General features: G+C 68.1%; 19 protein-coding genes. 6 read left to right on the forward strand and 13 right to left on the reverse strand.

Annotated elements, in window-relative coordinates:
• Genes ACQE3M_RS10015 through cofD form a run of 4 tightly spaced genes read right to left on the reverse strand, consistent with a single transcriptional unit; the run spans nucleotide 1 to nucleotide 3,345 of the window.
• The gene (locus ACQE3M_RS10015) at nucleotides 1-645 is read right to left on the reverse strand and encodes a DUF447 domain-containing protein (RefSeq protein WP_430505464.1); all 645 of its coding nucleotides are present in this window, start codon (nucleotides 643-645) and stop codon (nucleotides 1-3) included.
• A complete protein-coding gene (locus ACQE3M_RS10020) occupies nucleotides 642-1,526 on the reverse strand; it encodes a triphosphoribosyl-dephospho-CoA synthase (protein WP_430505465.1) in 885 nt (294 codons plus the stop codon). Before ACQE3M_RS10020 ends, ACQE3M_RS10015 begins: the two co-directional genes overlap by 4 nt.
• Complete coding sequence (locus ACQE3M_RS10025; RefSeq protein ID WP_430505466.1) at nucleotides 1,523-2,356, reverse strand: tRNA-dihydrouridine synthase; 834 nt, start codon at nucleotides 2,354-2,356, stop codon at nucleotides 1,523-1,525. Before ACQE3M_RS10025 ends, ACQE3M_RS10020 begins: the two co-directional genes overlap by 4 nt.
• On the reverse strand, nucleotides 2,353-3,345 hold the full coding sequence (cofD, locus tag ACQE3M_RS10030; RefSeq protein WP_430505467.1) for a 2-phospho-L-lactate transferase: 993 nt from the start codon (nucleotides 3,343-3,345) through the stop codon (nucleotides 2,353-2,355). Before cofD ends, ACQE3M_RS10025 begins: the two co-directional genes overlap by 4 nt.
• A gap of 117 nt (nucleotides 3,346-3,462) precedes the next feature.
• On the opposite strand from cofD, the gene ACQE3M_RS10035 reads away from it, so the two are divergent.
• Nucleotides 3,463-4,497: a biotin--[acetyl-CoA-carboxylase] ligase gene (locus ACQE3M_RS10035; protein ID WP_430505468.1), complete on the forward strand. Its 1,035-nt coding sequence runs from the start codon at nucleotides 3,463-3,465 to the stop codon at nucleotides 4,495-4,497.
• A gap of 69 nt (nucleotides 4,498-4,566) precedes the next feature.
• Here ACQE3M_RS10035 and ACQE3M_RS10040 read toward each other — a convergent pair whose 3' ends face one another.
• Together ACQE3M_RS10040 and ACQE3M_RS10045 are read right to left on the reverse strand one after the other, a co-directional pair.
• A complete protein-coding gene (locus ACQE3M_RS10040) occupies nucleotides 4,567-5,112 on the reverse strand; it encodes a universal stress protein (protein ID WP_430505469.1) in 546 nt (181 codons plus the stop codon).
• Nucleotides 5,113-5,350: 238 nt separating this feature from the next.
• Nucleotides 5,351-6,304, reverse strand: coding sequence for an HhH-GPD family protein (locus tag ACQE3M_RS10045; protein WP_430505470.1), 954 nt, complete (start codon nucleotides 6,302-6,304; stop codon nucleotides 5,351-5,353).
• Nucleotides 6,305-6,466: 162 nt separating this feature from the next.
• On the opposite strand from ACQE3M_RS10045, the gene ACQE3M_RS10050 reads away from it, so the two are divergent.
• Nucleotides 6,467-6,784: a hypothetical protein gene (locus ACQE3M_RS10050; protein WP_430505471.1), complete on the forward strand. Its 318-nt coding sequence runs from the start codon at nucleotides 6,467-6,469 to the stop codon at nucleotides 6,782-6,784.
• Between the two features lie 789 nt (nucleotides 6,785-7,573).
• Here ACQE3M_RS10050 and ACQE3M_RS10055 read toward each other — a convergent pair.
• The gene (locus ACQE3M_RS10055) at nucleotides 7,574-8,920 is read right to left on the reverse strand and encodes an aminotransferase class III-fold pyridoxal phosphate-dependent enzyme (protein WP_430505472.1); all 1,347 of its coding nucleotides are present in this window, start codon (nucleotides 8,918-8,920) and stop codon (nucleotides 7,574-7,576) included.
• A gap of 177 nt (nucleotides 8,921-9,097) precedes the next feature.
• On the reverse strand, nucleotides 9,098-10,402 hold the full coding sequence (locus ACQE3M_RS10060; RefSeq protein WP_430505473.1) for an MgtC/SapB family protein: 1,305 nt from the start codon (nucleotides 10,400-10,402) through the stop codon (nucleotides 9,098-9,100).
• A gap of 195 nt (nucleotides 10,403-10,597) precedes the next feature.
• Between ACQE3M_RS10060 and ACQE3M_RS10065 the strand changes: the two genes are divergently transcribed.
• A complete protein-coding gene (locus ACQE3M_RS10065) occupies nucleotides 10,598-11,935 on the forward strand; it encodes an AI-2E family transporter (protein WP_430505474.1) in 1,338 nt (445 codons plus the stop codon).
• Nucleotides 11,936-11,960: 25 nt separating this feature from the next.
• Here ACQE3M_RS10065 and ACQE3M_RS10070 read toward each other — a convergent pair whose 3' ends face one another.
• Together ACQE3M_RS10070 and ACQE3M_RS10075 are read right to left on the reverse strand one after the other, a co-directional pair.
• A complete protein-coding gene (locus ACQE3M_RS10070) occupies nucleotides 11,961-12,239 on the reverse strand; it encodes a PadR family transcriptional regulator (RefSeq protein ID WP_430505475.1) in 279 nt (92 codons plus the stop codon).
• Between the two features lie 491 nt (nucleotides 12,240-12,730).
• Nucleotides 12,731-12,877 carry a hypothetical protein gene (locus ACQE3M_RS10075; protein ID WP_430505476.1) on the reverse strand — a complete coding sequence of 49 codons (147 nt, stop codon included), beginning with the start codon at nucleotides 12,875-12,877 and terminating at the stop codon, nucleotides 12,731-12,733.
• Between the two features lie 189 nt (nucleotides 12,878-13,066).
• Here ACQE3M_RS10075 and priS point away from each other — a divergent pair, with 189 nt between their 5' ends.
• The 3 genes from priS to bcp all read left to right on the forward strand — a co-directional run bounded on the left by priS (nucleotide 13,067) and on the right by bcp (nucleotide 15,776).
• Complete coding sequence (gene priS / locus ACQE3M_RS10080) at nucleotides 13,067-14,230, forward strand: DNA primase small subunit PriS (RefSeq protein WP_430505477.1); 1,164 nt, start codon at nucleotides 13,067-13,069, stop codon at nucleotides 14,228-14,230.
• Nucleotides 14,227-15,234: a DNA replication complex subunit Gins51 gene (locus tag ACQE3M_RS10085; protein WP_430505478.1), complete on the forward strand. Its 1,008-nt coding sequence runs from the start codon at nucleotides 14,227-14,229 to the stop codon at nucleotides 15,232-15,234. Before priS ends, ACQE3M_RS10085 begins: the two co-directional genes overlap by 4 nt.
• An 80-nt stretch (nucleotides 15,235-15,314) precedes the next feature.
• Nucleotides 15,315-15,776, forward strand: coding sequence for a thioredoxin-dependent thiol peroxidase (bcp, locus tag ACQE3M_RS10090; RefSeq protein ID WP_430505479.1), 462 nt, complete (start codon nucleotides 15,315-15,317; stop codon nucleotides 15,774-15,776).
• Nucleotides 15,777-15,827: 51 nt separating this feature from the next.
• Here the strand turns inward: bcp and ACQE3M_RS10095 are convergent, their stop codons facing one another.
• From ACQE3M_RS10095 to ACQE3M_RS10105, 3 genes are all read right to left on the reverse strand, one after another.
• Nucleotides 15,828-17,060: a permease gene (locus ACQE3M_RS10095; protein ID WP_430505480.1), complete on the reverse strand. Its 1,233-nt coding sequence runs from the start codon at nucleotides 17,058-17,060 to the stop codon at nucleotides 15,828-15,830.
• 659 nt (nucleotides 17,061-17,719) lie between these two features.
• Nucleotides 17,720-18,205, reverse strand: coding sequence for a hypothetical protein (locus ACQE3M_RS10100; RefSeq protein ID WP_430505481.1), 486 nt, complete (start codon nucleotides 18,203-18,205; stop codon nucleotides 17,720-17,722).
• Between the two features lie 65 nt (nucleotides 18,206-18,270).
• On the reverse strand, nucleotides 18,271-18,663 hold the full coding sequence (locus ACQE3M_RS10105; protein ID WP_430505482.1) for a PH domain-containing protein: 393 nt from the start codon (nucleotides 18,661-18,663) through the stop codon (nucleotides 18,271-18,273).
• Nucleotides 18,664-18,697: the final 34 nt, after the last annotated feature.

Here is an 18,697-nt window from a genome sequence, read left to right on the forward strand (position 1 = left end):
TCAGCGACGCTCCCGCCAGTTCGTGACCTCGTCGATCGTGGCAAACGCCTCGCGCTCGCGGGGCCCGCCGCACCGCTCGACCGTGTCCGCGAAGTACGCCAGCCGCGTGAGGAGCTCCTCCTCGTCGAAGTCGGGCACGTCGAGCCGGGAGGCGGCCACGGTCGCGTCGACGACGGCGCCGAACCCGCGATTGATCGTCGGCACGCGCTCCGCGAGCACCTCGCTCTCGACGGGCGAAAGCTCCCACGTGACGATCTCCGTGTCCCCCTGCTGGGCCGCGTCGACGCGCGTCGCCTCGACCTCCACCCAGGCGTCCGCGCCGGGAAGCACCGGGTCGTGCTCCTCCCGAACCGTCAGCGCCGCGTCGACGAACTCCCGGGGATCCGTGGTGAACTGGACGACGCCCCCGCCCCGCGCTTCGAAGTTGCGTCGCGTTCGCGTCCGCCCGTACGTGCGAGCGGTGACCGCAGCAGTCTCGTCGTCGCTCCCCGGTGCGTGCACCCCCAGGGCGGCCATGTTCCACAGGTCGTTCGGGCCGAGCGTCGCGACGACGGTCTCCGTGACACCCCGGAGGTCGACGGGCCACTCGTCCGGCTCGGCGGTCGGTTCGGCCTCGGCTCGTCCGTCTTCCCCCTCCCCGGTCACAGTTCGAGCCCCCGTTCGAGCGCGATGAACGTCGCCGCGCAGGTGAGATCGGCCGTGGTTCCCGGATTGATCCCCTCCTCGCGGAACTCCGCCGCGAGCTCCTCGGCGGCGACGAGGTCGTTACCGACCGCGGCCGCGCGCTGCATGACGTCGCGCGCGACGTCCGCGTCGTGGTGTGTCGCAACCAGCGTGTCGGGGGCCTCGGCGAGCAGCCGGAGGAACGCCCGCGCGACCCTGTCGAGGACCGGGCCGTCGTCGGCGAGGATCCCCTCGGCGGCGGCGAACGAACGGGTAAACTCGCCGACCCACTCCGTCGCGTTCGCGTCCGGGACCCCCTCGTCGGGCTCCGCGGAGAGCGCCATCACGTCGTAGAGCGTCAGCTCTCGCTCGCGGAGCGTGGGCGCCGCGTCGCCCCCGCGGCGGACGTCGAGCGCGGGCGCGTCGCTCGGCGGGTCGCCGACGGCGACGTCGACGTGTTCGAACGCGCGGTAGAAGTCGACGGCGTCGTCGACGGTCGTCGCCCGGACGACGCGGTCGACGGCCGACGGCGACAGCGCCGCCTCGCTCGCGACGGTTCGCACGAGCGGCGCCAGCAGCAGTAGGCAGCCGAACTGCGTGTTGCCACCGCCTTGCCGCCCCATCCCCGCGACGGCGCGCTCGAAGGCGTGCCCGACGCGTGCGCCGGATTCGGCGCGCTCCAGCCCCTCGCGGGCGCCGACCGCTCCGGTCAGGAAGTGCTCGAACCGGAGGTCGTCGAGGTCGCGCTGCCTGTCGACGTTTCCGGGCTTCGGCGTCCCGGCGACCTCCAGCAGCAGCGCCAGCTGGGCGTTGTCGGCGGGCGAACGCTCGGGGGCCGGCAGAGGTCCGGACGCTGGCGTCACTGCCGGACCTCCTCGGCGGCACTCGACGATTCAGTCTCGTCTCCGGCCGACTCGTCGACATCCCCCGCCGACGCGACGGCCGCCGCGACCCGGGAGAGCACCCGCGGGTCGTCGCTCGGTCGCCCGACGCTGACGGCGTCCGCGCCGTACTCGAGGTACTCCCGCACGCTCTCTCGGTCCCGGACCTCGTTGTTCGCGACTACGAACAGGTCGGTGGCGTTCGCGACGTCGGCGACGACGACCTCCGAGTCCATCGCGTCGACGTGTATGAGGTCGGCCCCGGCCCGCTCGACCGTCCGGGCCACCTCTGCGAGGTCGACGCCCGGGACCTCCGTGCGGACCTTCACGCTCACCGTCGCGCCGGCGTCCGCGGCCGCCGCGACGTGGTCCGCGAGCCGGTCCGGTTCCTGGAGGAGCGATTCGCCGCAGCCGACGGCCTTGAGCTCCGGCTGGCGACAGTGCGCGTTGACCTCCGCGATGGCGTCGTGGTCGGCACAGACCGCTGCAGCCTCGCGGATCGGGGCCGGTGTCGCGCTCCGGAGGTTGACGCCGGCACGGAGCGGCGCCTCGGCGAGGGCTTCGAGCTGGGCGTCGACGAACGCGAGCGGCCGCTCGGGCAGGAACTCGTCGCGATCGCGCTCCACGAGGTCGCGAGCCGCGGCACGACTGGCGGGGTCCAGCGAGACGCCGCCGAGGAACGCGCAGCCGACGTGGGGCGTGGCCCGTTCGGCCCACGCGGCGTCCGCCTGGCCGCTGAGGCTGGCCGCCGCAACCGCTGGGTCGAAGGGCACGTCTCCCCCCGAGTCCGCCGTTTCGTCGTCGGGCGTCACGAGACCCCCTCCAGCGCGGTTCGGCACGCGCGGGCGACGCGCTCGGCGTCGTCGGCGTCGTCGATCCGGGTGTCGGTCCGGACGACCGGGCGGTCCAGGTCGGTGCCGTCCTCGTCGTCGAGGACGAACGCGTCAGCGAAGGGGTAGACGTCCGCGACGCCCGCGGTGGTCGGCGTCTCCCCGACGCCCGCCATCAGCTGGTTCGCCGGACCGGAGAACACCTGGTCCTCGATGAACGGGGAGACGGCGACGGCGGGGGTTTCCCGCAGTGCGTTCTCGACGCCCGGCAGCGCCAGCATCGGGCCGATGCTCGTCACCGGGTTCGACGGACCGATAACGACCGGCTCCGCGAGGGCGTCCAGCACGGCGTCGGTCGGGGCGGCCTGGTCCCCGCCGCGGAACTCGACGTCCTCGACGGTCGGCTCCCCGCGGCGCGCGACCCAGAACTCCTGGAAGTGCATCGGTCCCTCGTCGGTGTGGACGATGGTCGCCACGGGGTCGTCCGACATCGGGAGCAGGTCGATCTCGAGGTCGAAGGCGTCCGCGAGCGTCCGCGTGACCGCGGTCAGCGAGCGCCCCTCGTCGAGCAGGCTCGTGCGCGTGACGTGGACTGCGCGGTCGCGGTCACCGATCTCCATGAACTCGGCGACGCCGGAGAACCGTCGCCAGCGCGCGATCTCGCGGCCGCTCGTCTGGGCTTCGTCGTCGAGGTAGCGCGGGCCGCGTTCGAGCCCGGCTTCGTCGGCGAGCCGGAGCAGCTCCTCGTGTGTCGCCGTCGTGTCGTCGGCGATCCCCCACCACGTTTCGCGGTCGAGGACGCCCCCGCCGTGGAAGAGGACGGTGTCGACGTCGGGACAGACGAGGTGGCCGCCGAGCTCGACGTCGTCGCCCGTGTTGCCGACGACCGTCACGTCGGCGGGGTCCCACAGGCGCGTCGCGCCGTCGAGCAGCTTCGGCGTGCCGGTCCCGCCGGCGAGGAACGTAACCATGTGTCCCGTTCGTGCGTGGGCGGAAATGTAAGTATCGACGCCGGATCGCCATGGGCAACGTCGTCGGGGAGCCCGCAACGGTGTACGTTTTTACCACCGACCGACCAACGCCCTCGCATGAGCGACGTTCGCCGCCGATTGCTGGAGGAACTCGCCGAGGGCCCCGTCTCCGGGCCGGAGTTCGCCGAGGCCGAGGGCGTCTCCCGCGCTGCCGTCTGGAAACAGATCGAGGGCCTCCGGGACGCCGGCTTCGCCATCGAGAGCACCGACGAGGGGTACGAGGTCGTCGACACGCCGGCGTTCGGCGGCGACGCCGTCGCCTTCGACCTCGACGCACCGTACGACGTCGAGTTCCACGAGTCCATCGGATCGACGAACGAGCGCGCGCGTGAGCTGGCCGGCGAGGGCGCCGCCGACGTCGCGGTCGTCGCGGACGAGCAGACGGGCGGCCGCGGCCGACTCGACCGCGAGTGGTCGGCACCGTCCGGCGGCGTGTACGTCTCTATCGTCCTCCGGCCGGACGTGCCACCGGCGCACGCGCCGATATTCACCCTCGCCGCGGCCGTGGCGACGACCCGGGCCTGCCGCGAGGCCGGCGTCCACGCGACGATCAAGTGGCCGAACGACGTGCTAGTCGTCGGTGACGGGGGAGGGGACGGCGGCGAGGAGGGTGACGGGGACGGCGGCGAGGAGGGTGACGGGGACAGCGGCGACGACGGCTCGGCCGACGCGGAGTCGACACCCAGCCGTGGCGGCCACAAGCTGGCCGGCATCCTCACCGAGATGGAGGGCGAGGCCGACCGCGTGAACTGGCTCGTCGTCGGCATCGGCGTCAACGCCAACGTCGACGCCGCGGCCCTCCCGCCGGGCGCGACGAGCCTCCGGGAGCAGGTCGGCGACGTCGACCGCCGCGTGTTCCTCCAGCGCGTGCTCGAGGAGTTCCACGACCTCGCGGAAGCACCCGAGACGGTGCTCCCCGCGTGGCGCGACTACGCCGAGACGATCGGTCAGCAGGTCAGGGTGGAGACGGGCAGCGGCGTCATCGAGGGCGAGGCCGTCGACGTCGAGTTCCCCGGCGCGCTCGTCGTCGAGACGGACGAGGGGCGAGAGCGGGTGCTGGCGGGCGACTGTGAGCACGTTCGCCCGACCTGAGAATCCGGTCCGGTCTCGGCGGAAAAACGGTCCTGTTCTGACGCTGGTTCCGGTTCGAACGCCGACGCCTCAACTGCTCCCGGACGCTTCCGGGCCGGCCGATTCCGAGATGTTGGTTTCGTCCTCCTCGGCCGAACCGGACGCGACCTCCCCCTCACCGAACTCCGGCGGTCCCTCCTCACCGAGTCGAACCGTGAGCACGGGGACGCTCGACCCGCGGACGACCTTCTCGGCGACGCTGCCGAGCAGGAGCCGGTCGATACCCCCTCGGCCGTGGGTGCCCATCACGACGATGTCGCAGCCCTCCTCCTCGGCGTAGCGGATGATCTCGCGGCTCGGCGATCCTTCGACGACGGCGGTCGTCACGTCGACGTCGTACGGCTCCGCGACAGCCTCGACGTCGCGGACCGCGGCGTCCGCGTCCGAGCGCAGGAGGTCGTCGATACCGTCCCACGAGGACTCCATCGGCAACCCCGCGTAGCTCGCCGTGTTGATGACGTACAGCGCGTGGACGCTGGCGCCGTGGGCGGCCGCGAGCTGGAGCGCGTGCTCGACGGCCTGCTCCCCTTCCGCCGAACCGTCCGTCGGCACCAGAATCCGATCGTAGAGGACCATGATAGTGTGTCGCAGGGTACCCGCTGCACTTTTAAAAAGACTGCGCACGTTTTGCCGGTTTCTGAGCACCGATCGGCCAGCTACCAGGGCAGGCGACCTGCACGCTCGAGTCGAGCAGTCGACCCGAGTGCGGTTTCAGGGTCGTCGATGAGTCCGATCGCGAACTTCGGCCGCCGTCGGATTACGCCATGTTTGTCCACGAGAGTCCGACACACCGGACCGCCAGGGGGGTTACCCGCTACCGACGAAGCCTGGCCACCGTCGCGCCGTCGTCGTCCTCGTCGACGGTCACCAGGTCGTCGTCGGCGAGGTCCTCGACGAGCCCGGCGAGCCACTCCCGGCCGTACTCGCCGTTCGGCGCGTAGTCGACGCGAATCCGGGGCCCGAGGTCGTCCAGCGCGAGCTCGTCGAACTCCTTCAGCGTGGAGATGACGCGCCCCCGGAACTGCCGGCGACTCCCCTCGAAGCTGGGCTGCTCGGGCACGTCGGGCGCGGTGAAGTCGCCCGTCTCGTAGGCGTGGCACCACTCGCGCCAGGGGCAGCCGGCCGTGTCGCAATCGGGACTCTTGCCGCAGGCGACGCCGCCGAGCTCCATGATGGCGTTGTTCCAGACGCGCGACTCGCCGTCGGGCATCACGAGCGAGGCGACCCTTTCGAACGCGTCGTCGTCATCGGGCACGTCGAACGCGCGATGCAGGACGCGCTTGACGTTGGTGTCGACGACGGCCTCGCCGTTGTTGAACGCGAAGGAGGCGACGGCGTTGGCTGTGTACGGCCCGACGCCCATCAGCTCCGAGAGCTCGTCGGGGGTCCGGGGGAACTCGCCGTCGTAGTCCTCGACGATCTGCGTGGCCGCCTCGTGGAGGTACTTCGCGCGGTTGTTGTACCCGAGCGAGTGGCTCGACCAGAAGCCGACGACGTCGCCGCGCTCGGCCGCCGCGAGGTCCGCGGGCGCGGGCCACCGGTCCAGGAACGCCTCCCACGCGGGGACGACGCGGTCGAGCTGCGTCTGCTGGCTCATCACCTCGCTCACGAGGATCTCGTAGGGGTCCTCGGTCCGGCGCCAGGGGAAGTCGCGGTGGTCGGCCTCGTACCACTCGACGAGCGCCGACCGGATCGCGTCGCGTTCGTCGGGGGCCGACGGCAGCGCGGGCGCGTCGCCGTCCTCGATCTCGACGCCCTCCTGAGTCATGGTCCGGTCTGGGGACTCGGGCCGCTTAGCGATGGTGATCGCGCGGCGGCGCGTCTCCGTGGCGGCGCGTCTCCGCGCGCCGCGTCCATACGGTCGGGCGAGGTCGCCGGCGACGGGTCCCGCGTCGAAACCCGTTTCCGCCCGGGCGCCGACGTTCCGCCCATGTCGCTCGACGAGCTTTCGGCGGACGTAGAGGACACGTACAGCGACCTCGGCGACGAGGTCGAGGTCGAACTCCCGCGCGAGGCGCGCACGGAGCTCGCGATGCTCGCGGCCGCCTTCGGCACCGACCCCGAGGAGCTGGTCCGGCGCGGGATCCACGCGCTGTTCCGGCAGAGCGTCGACACCGGCGACCTCGACTTTCAGCTCCGGAGCGCGTACGACGTCACCTACGACGAGTACCTCTCCGACATGACCTACGACGAGATGACCGGGAGCAGTCCGCCGCCCCGCGACGACGAACGTCGGTATCAGATGTAAGTGGGAGACCGGAAGGCGGGATAGTGTGGATGGATCGTCGGTGGGAGTTCTCGAGGTGATTCTCTCGGTCCAGTCCGACTGCCGAGCGGTTGTGCTTATAAATGAGACCGGTTGTTGCCGCTTGCGAGACCACTCGAGATGCTTCGAAATCCCTAGCCGTTGAACGGACCCACTTATAAACAAATCCGGCTGTCGTCGCCTGCGACACCACTCAGCATGCTTCGAAAGCCTCAGCCGCTGAGGCGGCCGCGCTTATAAACAAATCTGGCTGTCGTCGCTTGTGACCACTCGGCATGGTTAGAAAGCCCCAGCTGCTGGGCGGTCGCGGCGCGAGGGCGATGGCGCGCGCGAGCAACGCGTGCGAGGGAGGCCGGGGCGCGCCGGCGCGGTGTGGTCCCGGCGCGCCCCGGCCGAGGCTGGGGAGGGCCGAGGCTTGCGGTCGCTGTGTGGTCGCGGCGCCGTTGCTGTTGCTGTCCTGGTCCTGGCGGACTGAAAGGGCGACGGCCGGTCGCGCCGAAGGGGAGTCGCTGCGACGACCTCTATCCGCGCCGGGCGGTGCGGAGAGGCGCGGATATGTTGCGCAGCGACCGCGAGCGGCCGAGGGCTTTCGAGGTGTTTGCGGTGCTGTCAAGCACAAGTCCGTATCACCTCTTCAATCCACTTTATAAAGAGCGGCCGAGGGCTTTCAAGAAGTCTGCAGTGCCGTCAAGCCCAGCGCCGTCTGATCCTTCCCCTTCAACTTATAAACAAAATCCTCCAAAAAACCGCTCCCGTACCTCCCGATTTCAGTCAGTTCACGTCCTGCACGGCCTTCGTCAGCAGGTCGACGCCGAGTTCGATCTCGCGTCCGGTCACGTCCATCGGCGGGAGGAAGCGGAGGACTTTGTAGCCGCACGAGAGCGTCAGTAGCCCACGCGAGAGCGCGGCGTCGACGACGTCGTCGCGGAGCTCCTTGGACTCGAACTCGGCGGCGAGCATGAGCCCCTTGCCGCGGACGTCGACGACGCCGTCGAGGTCGGCGTCGCGGAGGGTCTCCTGGAACTGGCGCCCGCGTTCGGTTGCGTTCGCCATCAGGTTCTCCTCCTGGATGGCGTCGAGGGTGAGCACGCCCTGTAGGGAGGCGATGATGTCGCCGGCGCCCCACGTCGAGGAGAGGCGGCTCTTCTCCTCGGGGAAGACGTCCGAGCGCGAGACCGTCGCGCCGACGCGGAGCCCCTTCGCGCTCGTGATGACGTCGGGTTCGATGGCGTAGTGGTCGGAGGCCCACATCTCGCCGGTCCGGCCGACGCCCGACTGGATCTCGTCCGCGATGAGCGTGATGTCGTGCTCGTCGGTGAGCGCCGCGATCTCGTCCATGAACGCCTCCGAGGGGAAGCGGTAGCCGCCCTCGCCCTGAATCGGCTCCATGATCACGTACGCGACCTCGTCGGGGTTGATGTGACCGCGGTCCGGGTCGAGCTTCTTCCGGAGCCGGGACTCACCGTCGACGAAGAAGCCGCACGAGCAGCTCTCGGGGTCGCTGCCCGCGTCGTCACAGAAGGGGACGTCGTGGATGGAGCTGATCTCGGGGAAGTTGCGCCGGTAGACCTCCTTCGAGCGGTTCAGCGAGAGCGTGCCGAGCGTCCGACCGTGGAAGGCGCCCTCGAAGGTGATCCCGTACTTCCCGCCGTCGCTCTCGTCGTAGGCGATCTTGAGCCCGTTCTCGACGGCCTCCGCGCCGGAGTTCGAGAGGAACACGGTGTCCATGTCGTAGTGGCTGGTGAGGTCCGTGAGCCGGTCCATCAGGTCGGCCGGACCGGGGAGGGCGTCGTCGCCACCGGGTTCGCCGCCGCCGGAGACGTAGAAGTCCTGGCCCGCGATCTTCAGCGGGTCGACGAGGTCGAACTCCTCCAGTTCGTCCATGATCAGGGGGTTGTTGTACCCGAGCGGCGCCGCGGCGACGTGGCTCGTGAAATCGAGCAGGACGTTGCCGTCGACGTCGGTACAGAACGGGCCCTCGGCGGGCGCCGACCGGTCCCAGACGAAGTCGTACACGTACGTGCTCGGTGCAGCCGACTCGTGATGGTACTCGACCCACTCCCGGGCGCGGTCCCCGGGGAGGTCGTCGACCTGGGGTTCGACGGTGTCGCGATCCATACACCCCCCTCACACCGGGGGCAGTTAAATCCAGTCTCGGGCAGAGCAAGTTGGAGAAAACTCCAAGCAGTCGCCCGGTTTCGATCGGTTGATCCCGGCAGTCGCGCTTATGGTGGCGTCAGATTTCGCCTGTCGGGCACCGCGGCCCGCAGGGTCGCCGGCGACCCCGCGATCGAGTCAGGCAACGTGCATGAGCGCGGTCGCGAGGAAGCCGACGGCGAGGGTGACGGCGCTCCAGACCGAGACGCGGCGGAAGAACTCCTTCGTGCCGCCGGCCGCGAGGACCGTCTTGACGACGATGCTCGCGGTCGTCGCGAAGAGGATCGCGACCGTGGCCGCCGTCGCGTCGACGGTCCCGCTCCGGAAGAGGAGGACCGTCGAGGTGGCGACGCCCGCCGAGGAGACGAGCCCGGAGATGAACGCCCCGGCGTACAGCCCCGCCGTGCCGAACTCCGCCTGCGCGATGGCCGAGCCGGCGAGGATGAACAGGAACACCGAGCCGAACGCCAGCGCGTTCCGGAGCGAGAACGGGTTCTCGATCTCCATCTCGATCGTCGTGTCCCACTCCGCGACGAGGTAGGAGATGACGACGCTCGCAACCGCGATCGACCCCAGCGGGATGGCGATGTCCCAGAGCATCGCGGTCCCCGCGGTCACCGTGAACGCGACGGCGATCCCGAGGTTCCGGAGCGCCATGGCCGCGTTCGACAGCAGGACCGCCGCGACGCCGTAGTTCGCGCTCCCCGGGTGCTGGTTGATGTGGTCGATCATCGCGCCGACGACGGCGGCCGAGGACGCGAGCCCGCCGAAGAAGCCCGTCACGGCGATCCCGTGGCCGCCGTACGTCCGGACGAGCACGTAGTTGACGATACCGATAGCGGCCACCGTGACCACCATGAGCCACGCGATCCGGGGTTCGAGTACGACGCTGCCGACCTGGACGCTCTCGGCCGGCAGCAGCGGGTAGACGACGAACGCGATGATGGCGAACTCCGTCGCCGACCGGATCTCCCGCCGCGAAAGGTTGCCGGCGAAGGTGTGGAGCTCGCGTTTCAGTACGAGCAGGAGCGACGAGAAGACGGCGACGCTGACGCCCTCGACGATGCGCCCGATCGCGACGAGCATCCCCACGCCGTACGCGACCATCAGCGAGACGCTCGTCGTCAGTGCGAGCGCCCGCGGGGTGTCCGCGAGCAGGCCGTCCACCGCCAGGAGGACGCCCATGACGATGACGAAGACGGCGCCGGCGACGACGAGCAGGTCCGAGAGGAACGGCGTCTGCATCGCCAGCATTGTGAACACCGCGCCCAGAAGCGCCGTCAGCGAGAACGTCCGGATGCCGGCCGGCTTGTCCGACCACTCGCGCTCGAGCCCCAGGAAGAGACCGAGGGCGGTCGCGAGGGCGAGCCGGACGACCGGTTCCTCGAAGGAGACGCCGACGAAGGTCTGAACGATCGACGGCGAGAGGTCCGCAGGCAACATGCCGATGGTGTACGGCAGGGGCTCGTAAAACCTCACGGGTGTTCGCGGGAGTGGCCGGAGCGGATGCTCGCGGGAGTGGCCGGAGCAGATGCTCGCGGGAGTGACCCGCGCCGACGCGCACGACCGCGGTCGCCCCGCGTCTGCGACGCTGACGGGTCGCGACACGTTTTTACTGTCGCGTCCGCCGGTTGTAGTATGACGCTCGAGTGGGACCGCGGCCGGCTGGCCTGGTGGCTGTTCGGGGCCCTCCTCGCGGTCGTCGTCGGGTTCGTCGCCCTCTCATTCCTCGGCACCATCGTCTTCGCGGTCTTCCTCTACTACGCGACCCGCCCCGTGTACCGTCGGCTCCGCCTCCGGGTTCATCGCCCGAACGTCGCCGCCGCGGTGTCGATCTTCGCGCTCGCGCTCCCCGCGCTCCTGCTCGTCGGCTACACCGTCATCGTCGCCGCCGGCCAGTTCCAGCGCGCCACAGCTATCCAGCTGCCGGAACTGGACGACGAGCTACTGGCGGCCATCGCGGAACCGCGCGCCATCATCACCGCCGACCTCCGGTCGTACATCTCGGCGGGGTCGATGGGGCGGCTGCTGGACACCCTCGGTTCGGCGGCGGACACCCTGATCCTCGTCGGGGTCGGCGTGGTCCAGCTGTTCCTGGTCGTCGCGCTCGCGTTCTACTTGCTGCGGGACGACGCGAAGATCGGGCGCTGGTTCGTCGAGACCTTCGACAGGTCCGACGGGGTCGTCGTCCCCTTCCTCACCGCGGTCGACGACGACTTCCAGAGCATCTTCTTCGGCAACATCCTCAACGCCTTCCTCACCGGCGCCATCGGAGCCATCACCTACTCACTGCTGAACGTCTTCGCCCCCGAGGGGATGCTGATCCCCGCCGCGGCCCTCGTCGGGCTCCTCGCCGGCGTTGCGAGCCTGGTGCCCGTGGTGGGAATGAAGCTCGTCTACGTCCCGGTGGCGATCTTCCTCGTCGGTCGCGCGTTCGTCCTCGGCGATATCGAGTCGCTCTGGTTCGCGGGGCTGTTCCTGGGCGTCTCATTCGTCTTCGTCGATTCGATCCCGGACCTGATACTCCGGCCGTACGTTTCCGGCCGCTCGCTCCACGTCGGCGCGGTCATGATGGCGTACACCCTCGGCCCCCTGCTGTTCGGCTGGTACGGGATCTTCCTGATGCCGATGCTGCTGGTCGTCGTCGTCCGCTTCGCACAGATCGTCCTGCCGGAACTGGTTCACATCGGAAGCGGGACCGAGAAACTCGACGTCGCCGCGGCGACCCAGCCCCGGCGCGACGCGACCGCCGGCACGGCTGCCGAAGCCACCCCCGCCGAGAAAGCCGATGGAGGTAGCGACGTGGTCGGCGACGAAAACAGCGTCGCCGGCGACGAGAACACCTTTGCCGGCGACGAGAGCAACGTTGCTGGCGACGAAAGCGGCGTTAGCGGGGACAAAAGCGGCGTTGCCAGCGAGAAAAGCAGCACTGCTGGCGAGAAACGACCCGGCGGCGACGCTATCGGGCAGGACTGAAAGAGAATCGGTGGCGAGAGCGGCCTTACTCCGCGTCGACGTACTGCCCTTCCCACTCCTGGCGGGCCTCTATCTCGCGGCGACCGCGACTCGTCAGCGTGTAGTAGTTCGTCCGGCGGTCGCGCTGCCCCTTCTCGACGAGCCCCTTCTCGACGAGCGTGTCGAGGTTCGGGTAGAGTCGACCGTGGTGGATCTCCTTCTCGTAGTAATCCTCGAGTTCGTCCTTGATCGCCAGCCCGTGGGGTTCGTCGAGCCCAGCGATGACGTACAACAGGTCTCGCTGGAAGCCTGTCAGATCATACATTGGTCGGATCTACTTCTATATTAGAGTTGAGAGAAAATAAATATGTCGCTATCATCTTTGACTATAAACCTATTCACCCCGATCAACGCACGATACTGGGGAGAACCGTTGCTGTCAACCTCAGAATACGATACGACGCCTGTCAGATTTGACAGGGATTCGTGTCTGTTTGGGTGAATTTTGTGCAGGCAGGATCCGGTCGCTGCATCTCCGCGGAGTTTGGCCGACCGATGAATCGAGCTCGACGCCGTTTGGACACGCAGAAACCTGCTCGAGATCGTAGATACTGTCCGAATAAGCCGAAAGGAAAACAAACCACGCGGGAACCGCGTGGTTGCTTGCCGCCCTGAATCAGTCCCCGCTGACGCTTCGGCCCTCCAAGCGAAGCGTCGTTTGAGGCTTTTCCGTGGCACATAATAAAGGCTTGGGTCGTGAGAACACGCACCAGGGGGTTCGGACGGCCGTCGGAGACCGTCGTCGCTGGCGGGCGATTAGATGTGCTCCTCCTCGAGCACCCAGCCGAGGGCTCGTTTGTAGTAGGTGAACATCTCCTTGATGCCCTCGTGGCGCATGTTCTCGTCGTCGAGCTGCTCCTGGAGGAACTCGTACTGCTCTCGGATCTCCGCTTCGTCGCGCATGTAGGGGCTTCAGGAGCCCTGGGATAAGAGAGTGTGGTCGAGCGTCGTGCCCGTCCTGACCGCGAGGTGTCGCCGCTGATTGTCCCTGGGAGGCTCCCGGTCTTTCCACGACGTCGTGGGGGCGACCCACGTTCGGAGCGGTGCGAACGACAACGCCTTTAGTCCGGTCGACAGTAGAAACGGAGAGCGATGGACGACCGCACTCGTGAGTACCTCAAGGGTCGCTTCGGCGATTACTACCGGAGCACGTCGCTCACGCCGCCGCCGGACGCCAACGAGCGCGAGTGGGGTCACATTCCGTGGACGCCGGGGTCGGAGACGACGATGATCCGGCACCAGTCGCTGTACGACCTCGGCGACCTCGACACGTTCTTCGAGGAAACCGCGCCGCGGCACGCCTACTTCTCCGCGGCGCGCTACGGCAACCCCGGCGCGTCGACCATGTCGAAGAAGGACTGGCGGTCGGCCGACCTCGTCTTCGATCTCGACGCCGACCACCTGCCGAGTATCGACCCGGAGGAAGCCACCTACGCCGAGATGCTGGCGACGTGTAAGGCCGCCCTGGAGCGTCTGCTCGACTTCCTGGAGAACGACTTCGGCTTCGAGGACCTCCAGATCGTCTTCTCCGGCGGGCGCGGCTACCACGTCCACGTCCGCGACGAGGCGGTGCAGACCCTCGACAGCGACGCACGCCGCGAGATCGTCGACTACATCCGCGCGATCGACCTCGACACCGACGACCTCATCCAGACGGTCTCCGCGAGCGGGACTACCCAGCGCGTCCTCCGGACCAACGGCGGCTGGGGCGCGCGCGTCCACGAGGCGCTCGTCGAGTACGCCGAGGAGCTCCGCGAGATGGACGACGAGGACGCCATGGAGCGCCTGCAGGAGCTCGACGGAATCGGCGAGGGGCGCGCGGAGACGATCCTCGGCGCGTTCCGCCGGAATCCGGACGCCGTCAGCGAGGGGAACCTCGAGGCGGGCGGTCCTGGCGTCCGCCGACTCGTCGACGCGCTCGCCAGCCGCGTCCGGGCGAACGAGACCTCGCCCATCGACGAGCCGGTCACGACCGACACGCGCCGACTCATTCGGCTACCGGGCACGCTCCACGGCGGCAGCGGGCTCCGCGTCACGCGGATCGACCCTGACGACCTCGACGACTTCGACCCGCTCGTCGACGCCGTCCCCGACCGCTTCGTCGGCCGGGAGATCACCGTCGCGACCGACGAGCAGCGGACCGTCGAGCTGCGCGACGATACTTTCATTGTGGAGCCGGGAGAGAACTCTGTACCTGAGTTCGTGGGCATGTTCCTCATGGCCCGCGACGAGGCTCGCAAGGTGCCCGAAGCATGAATCTGGACGAACTCCGCTCCGTGCAGGCGAAAGAGCGACGGAAGGACAGCCTGCAGCATCTCCGCGACGACTTCTACGACGACGTCGCGGCGTACATCGCCGACCTCAAGGCCGCACGCGACCGCCGCGCCGAGGAGGTCGAGAAGCCGTTCCAGGACGACGACGTCCGGCGGATGTCCGACGAGATCGAGACGGCCGAGGAGGTCGCCGAGGCGCTGTACGAGCGTCGCGTCGGCAAGGTCGTCAAGCTCGCCTCCTTCGAGGCCGCGGACATGCCCGTCGAGCAGGAGGGGATGACCAGCCAGGAGCGCGCGCTGTTCGACGACCTCGTCGCGCGCATCAGCGAGAACAAGGCGTCAGTCCTCGACGTGCTGACCGGCGACTCGGAGCCGTCCAACACCGGCACCGACGCTGCCAACGCCGCCGGCGCGGCCGGCGAGTCGACGTCGTCGACCGCGCCGGAGCCGGAGCCGAACATCGCGTCCGATCAGCCGGCGGCCGTCGACCCCGCGGACGAGACGGGCGAAGCGGCCGAACCGGACGACGGCACGCTCGCCGACGCGATGGGCGTCGGTGGTTCGGACGACGACCCGCAGGGGAGCGGGTCCGAGGGCCGGCCACCATCGGAGGCTTCGGAGCCGGCAGAGTCGCCACCGAGCGACGAGCCGGCGGAGTCCGCGCCGCCCGGTCACACGCCGGTCGAACCGGACACCGCCCCGCCGCCGGATGCGGGCGAGGCCGGAACGGACGCGCCGGCGGAAGCGACGCCGGAAGGGGCTGTGAAGGAAAGTTCCGACCGGGCCGAAGCGGGCGAGTCGCCGGCGACGGCTACCGAGCCAGCCGACGAAACAGACCGGACAACCGTCCGGATCACCGCCGACGTCGGCGACATCTTCGGGGTCGACGAGCGCGAGTACGACCTCGCGAGCGAGGACGTGGTGACACTACCGGAAGCGAACGCCGAACCGCTGATCCAGCGGGACGCGGCCGAGCGACTGGAGTAGGTCCACGAGCGGTCGCCAACACAGAAACGCCGAGCGGCGCGAATAGGGACCCTTTTGACACATCGCGGTGAGCCACCTGTATGCTCGACGTCGGCACCCAGGCGCCGGAGTTCACGCTGCAGAATCAGGACGGCGAGGACGTCTCGCTCGACTCGTTCGACACCGACTACGTCGTCGTGTACTTCTACCCGCGGGCCGACACACCCGGCTGCACGACGGAGGCGTGCAGCTTCCGCGACAACTGGGATACCTTCGAGGACCACGACGTCGCCGTGGTCGGGATCAGCGACGACCCCGTCGACGACCTCGAACCGTTCGCCGAGGAGTACGACCTCCCGTTCGACCTGCTCTCGGACGAGGACGGGTCCGTCTCCAGCCAGTACGACTCCTACGGCGAGAAGCAGATGTTCGGCAACGAGTTCGACGGCGTCTTCCGGAACACGTACGTCGTCGGCCCGGACGGCGAGGTCGTCTTGGCCTACGAGGGCGTCGACCCCGAACAGCACGCCCAGGAGATCCTCGCGGACATCGAGTCGCTGTAGCAGGCTACCGAGGGCGACGCGCTCGACGACCGACCCACCTTGTTCCGTGCGTCAGCCGGCCTGGTGATCGGTCGTGTCGCGGCCGTGCTCCTCCCGGTCCGACCAGTACCCCAGGTAGATCTCCGCGAGGAGGAGGACGGTGAACACGGCGTTCAGCACCGTCGTGTATCCTTTCGGGGCCGTTCCCCCGGCCGTCCCCTGCGGCGGTATCAGTCCGAGTCCCGCCCAGAGGTAGTGGATCACGACCCCGGAGATGACGGCGGTGACGAAGATGGAAACGAACAGCACCGCGGCCATCCGGAGGCCGTAGTAGCGCCGGTAGGCGTCGTCGATCGTCGGCACGATGAGGTCCGCGAAGATGAACGACATGACGCCGCCGAAGGCGATGCCGTTGTTCCAGAGGATCACCGCGAACGGAACGTTCCCGACCGAGCAGACGAAGGTGACGACGCCGATAACGACCCCGAAGATCGCGCTCGCGACGACCCATCCCAGGGTGCCCTCGGTCCCGAGCGTGAACAGCGTCGTCCACCAGCTTCGCGGGACGAAGGCGCCGATGAGCCCGGCGATCAAGAAGCCGGCGACGATGTCCGTCCAGAGCATCCGCCATTCGCCGAGCGCGTTCTTCGCGGCGAGCCGCCAGCCGTCGCGGCTGCGGAACCGTTCCCGCCAGCCGGCGTCCTGCTGTCGCTGTTCCTCGACGTACGAGCGCTTGCACGCCTCCGAGCAGAAGTACTCGGTGCCAGCGTCGGTCTCGAGCTCGACGACGTCGTCGCTCGTCGGGTCGACCTCCATCCCGCAGGACGGGTCACGGACGCCCTCCGACTCCCGGAGGTGCTCGCGGGACGCCGCGAACCACGCGTCGGGGACGACGTATTTAAATGTACCCGCGAGGAGCCCGATGAGGATCAGCCCGGCCACGTAGTCGGCGAGGACGAACTCCCAGCCGAGGAGGATCCACATCACCAGCCCCAGCTCGATGACGAGGTTCGTCGAGGCGAACTGGAAGGCGGCGAGGCTAGCCAGCGGCGAGGCGCCCTTTTTAAACAGGGACTTCGTCGTCGCGACGGCGCCGAACGAACACGACGAGGAGGCGGCGCCGAAGACGGTCCCAAGCCCGAGTTCGCGCCAGCCATCGCCGCCAAGGACCGCGGACATCCGCTCCTCGCTGACGAAGGTCTCGACGACGCCGGCGATGGTGAACCCGAGGACGAGCGCCCACCAGGTTTCCCAGGCCATCTCCCCGGCGAGGCGCAGTCCCTCGAGGACGATCTCGACTACCATTCCCGATCACCCCGGCACTGGTGCTTTGCGAGCCACGCTCTCACCCGAGCAGGGCTCGTCCGTCTCATATGTGGTTATTGGGCCGCCGGATTCACTACGGTTGTGGTTATCTAGCGAAACAAAATGGTCCCGGAATTTTGAAAATGAATCTGAATCGGTACTGAATCCGTGTATTCGAAATCCCTCTGCGTCGGTCGAGTCGCCCGGGCACGTCGCCCGGGCACGTCGCCCGCCGACCGGCTCACTCCCCCCGAGTTCCTCGACATCGGTCCCTACCGCGAACACTCGATACCGGCCTCGCCCTGGGGACACTCGACATCGGCCTCGCACTCGGGACACTCGACATCGGCCTCGCACTCGGGACACTCGACATACGTCCCCCACGGCCGATGGTCGGTACACTCCCACTTCTCTCGGCAGCCGCCCCGGAATGCTCCGACGATGTGCGTCGGCTACCCGAGCCCCAGCTTTTGGACGGAATCGGAAGCTTACGTCGCCCCGCGAAGCCCGCGTCGGCGGCCTGCTCGCGGATGGTCCGCAGGAACTCGGCCGCGACGTCCTCGCGGGCGAGGGCGTCGACCCGAACAAAACGTCCGGCGATCGCCGAGGACATCGCGGACCCGTCGCCCGAGCTACTCAAAAACGATGGAGGGGCACCCTCAGTTCTCGACGACCGACCGGAATCGAGCGGCGATCGTTTCGGGGTCGCTGAGGTACCCGACCGAGATCAGTTTCCCGCGGTCGATGCTGAACGTCGCGTGTCCCAGGCTCAGGAGGGACTCCACGACCGTCGATCCCGTCTGGATCTGACCGACCCGGCTAAGCTCGTACGACTCCGTCGCGTCCGTGTTTTCCACGATTAGCCGCCGGTTCGTCAGCACGTACTGCGGTCGTTTTCTGAGCCGCCACGCGTACACCATGAGCGCGATACCCCAGCCGATGGGTATCAGTACGAACCCGACGAACAACAGCGGAAGCCACTGTGAGCGTTTAACCACGGTCGCCACGATCGGTTCCTCCTTCGCATCGAGCCCGATACTATCGGGCAACTGGCGGTTGCTTGGGGAGACGACCGCCGAGGTGAAGCCGACGTCGATAGCCCCAGTGTAGGCTCCGACGACGACCGCTACCGGCAGTGCGAACACCCCGAGGACGAAAAAGATACCCAGTAATCCAGCCAGTAAACCTCCGGACATATCTAGGGTCCGTCTTAGCTCTCGCGCTGGTAGTTACGGATCGTGTTGGTAACGCTCTGGTAGTCCTTCAGTCCGTAGAACGTAATGTCCGTCGAGGTGGCGGCCGTACTGAAGGTGACGTTACCTGCCCCTAACAGCTTCTCGATGATCGATTGACCCGTGTTGATCTGCTGGATGTCCTCGATACGGTACTCCGTGGTGTCCGTTCGGAGAATCCCCGTACGGAGAATGACTCGCTCGTCGGTCACCACGAAGGATGACTGTTTCGCGTACAGGAGTGGTGCGATACCGAAGGTGATGAGCGACACCAGAAAGTTCTGTGTGAGATACGCGGCGATCGAGGGACTCTCGTTGATCTCCACCTGTTCCCCTTCCATCAGGGCAACGGATACGTCGCTTGCTGACATGTACACCGGATAGTCTGGAGTATCATACAAAAAA

The sequence above is a fragment of the Halosubterraneus shenae genome (assembly GCF_050510935.1).
In the GTDB taxonomy this organism is placed as follows: Archaea; Halobacteriota; Halobacteria; order Halobacteriales; family Haloferacaceae; genus JBDGPU01.